This window comes from Burkholderia sp. A2, assembly GCF_001729305.1.
GTDB classification, from domain to species: domain Bacteria; phylum Pseudomonadota; class Gammaproteobacteria; order Burkholderiales; family Burkholderiaceae; genus Burkholderia; species Burkholderia sola.
Genome location: NZ_LZXX01000040.1, coordinates 1 through 2,105, shown reverse-complemented (window position 1 = coordinate 2,105; position 2,105 = coordinate 1). Strand labels below are relative to the sequence as shown.

Below are 2,105 nucleotides of genomic sequence, written 5' to 3'. Positions count from 1 at the left end.
AGCGCGCGCCGGCCGGCGCGTGATGCGGAGTACGCCGGCGCGCGGGAAGGGTCATCGCGTACAGGTAGTATGAGCAGTTCCGAAACGCATGCGGCCGGGTCAACGGTCGCGGGTCTGGCCACACGAGGGGGGAATATGAAGAAGCTGGTAGCCGCGATTGCGTTCGCGGCGGACAAGCATCGCAATCAGCGGCGCAAGGACGAAGAAGCGTCGCCGTACATCAATCATCCGATCGCGCTCGCCGACGTGCTCGCCAACGAAGCCGGCGTCGAGGACGAACGCGTGATCGTCGCGGCGGTGTTGCACGACACGGTCGAGGATACGGAGACGACCGAGCAGGAGTTGCTGCGGTTGTTCGGCAAGGACGTGGCGGACATCGTGATGGAAGTCACCGACGACAGGTCGTTGCCTAAGGAGGAGCGCAAGCGTCTGCAGGTCGAGCACGCGGCCACCATCAGCCGGCGCGCGAAGCTCGTGAAGCTGGCCGACAAGATCTGCAACCTGCGCGACATCGCCCGGCACCCGCCCGCGGACTGGCCACTCGAACGCAAGCAGGCGTACTTCGACTGGGCGAAGTCGGTCGTCGATCCGATGCGCGGCGTCCATCCCGGTCTCGAGGCGATTTTCGACACCGCGTACGCCGCGCGGCCGGCGGGCTGACGCACGCGCATGCGATCGGCCCGATCCGCCGCGCGGCAAGCGGCTGCCGTGGCAGGTGTCGACGTCGGCGGCGACAGGAAGCTGTGCGATCTCGTGATCCTGTGTGGATCGACGGTCGTCTGCCGGGAGGAGCGGATCGCACCCGAGTCGCTGCCCGCTTTGTGTCTCGCTCATGACGTTGTCGCCGTCGGCGTCGACGCGCCGAGCCTGTGGTGGACGGGGAGCGGCCGCCGCGCGGCCGAACAGGCGCTCGCGCGTGAACGGATCTCGTGCTTTCCGACGCCGTCGCGGGAGCAGGCCGTCGCGAGCACGTCGGGCTTCTTCGACTGGATGTTCATGGGCGAGCGCGTCTACCGCGCGCTCGCCCACGCCTATCCGTTGCTGACCGACGCGCGCTACGCGGGCGGACGCGTGAGCTTCGAAACCTATCCGTATGCGATTACTTGCGCGATGCTGGGCAAGGCCGTGGCGTCGGCGAAGCAGAAGCGCAACCAGCGCCGGCACTTGCTGGAGCGGCTGGGCATCGACGTATCGACGCTGCGCTCCGTCGATGCGCGCGACGCGACGCTGTGTGCGTTGACCGCGCAATACGTGATCGACGGGAACGCGCACGCGTACGGCGATGCGGCGGGCGGATACATCCGTGTGCCGATGATGAGCGAGACGATCGTGCTCGATTCGCCGTAGGAGGGGCGTGCCGCTTCGCGCGGGATGGCGATCGCCGGGCGTTTCGTGGGGGGCGGCAGGCCCGGCGACGAAGAGGTCAGCTAGCGACTGTCGGCGGGCGTGGCGCGATGCCTCTGCACCGCGCGATCCCGGGTAGGCCTGTTCAGTCCTCGAGGATGGATTTCGGCACGCTGGACAGGTCGCAGGCTTGCGCGTGGTCGAAGTAGCTGTCCGCATCGTCGATCATCACGACCGCGACGTCGATCAGTTCGTCCAGCCGTTGGAGCAGCGATTCGCGCCACTCGATGTCTTCGTCGCGTTCGGGCGCCTTGTCCAGTTGCTCGATGATCGAGTCGGCCGTCTGCAGGAACGGAATGGCCTGCTGATAGTTTTCGATCGAGACCAGCGCCGCATTGCGTGCGCCGACGAGCCGCTCGCGATGCGTGTCCGCCAGTTCGGATTCGCCGCTGATGCGCGGCAACATGTCGGAGATGCGTTGCAGAAGCGGCGGCACCCGTTCTTCCAGCAGGATCGCGCGCTCGCGCAGTGCCGCATATTCGTCGCGAAGGTCGCTGCCGCCGGATTGAGTCGTGCTGTCCATCATCAATATGAGTGCGTGGTTCGGTCGCGGCATGATACTCGACCGCGCCAGCTTCTATGCCCGTTCCGCGTTCGGTTCTCTTATATAGAAGGAAAGAGCCGCCTTCGTCATATCTTTGGAGGACGGCGCGCGTTGCGTTTCACGGTCCGTCGAGCCAGAAGCCTCCGTGCGCGTCAGC

At 66.3% G+C, this 2,105-nt stretch carries 3 protein-coding genes; 2 read left to right on the top strand and 1 reads right to left on the bottom strand.

All coding sequences use genetic code 11. The annotated features are described in order from the left end of the window. The first annotated feature begins 135 nt into the window (after window positions 1-135). Together A9Z05_RS03525 and A9Z05_RS03520 are read left to right on the top strand one after the other, a co-directional pair. Entirely contained in the window at window positions 136-660 is a 525-nt protein-coding gene (locus A9Z05_RS03525) for an HD domain-containing protein (RefSeq protein ID WP_069616893.1), read from the top strand. 9 nt (window positions 661-669) lie between these two features. After that, window positions 670-1,347, top strand: a complete 678-nt coding sequence (locus A9Z05_RS03520; RefSeq protein WP_069616892.1) for a DUF429 domain-containing protein — start codon at window positions 670-672, stop codon at window positions 1,345-1,347. A 142-nt stretch (window positions 1,348-1,489) separates the two neighbouring features. Here the strand turns inward: A9Z05_RS03520 and A9Z05_RS03515 are convergent, their stop codons facing one another. Beyond that, a complete protein-coding gene (locus tag A9Z05_RS03515; RefSeq protein WP_069616891.1) occupies window positions 1,490-1,960 on the bottom strand; it encodes an ATPase in 471 nt (156 codons plus the stop codon). Between the last annotated feature and the right edge of the window lie 145 nt (window positions 1,961-2,105).

Bases quoted from the DNA above. Each gene is read 5' to 3' on its own strand.
- A9Z05_RS03525 (WP_069616893.1), top strand. From the start codon at position 136: ATGAAGAAGCTGGTAGCCGCGATTGCGTTCGCGGCGGACAAGCATCGC.
- A9Z05_RS03520 (WP_069616892.1), top strand. From the start codon at position 670: ATGCGATCGGCCCGATCCGCCGCGCGGCAAGCGGCTGCCGTGGCAGGT.
- A9Z05_RS03515 (WP_069616891.1), bottom strand. From the start codon at position 1,960: ATGCCGCGACCGAACCACGCACTCATATTGATGATGGACAGCACGACT.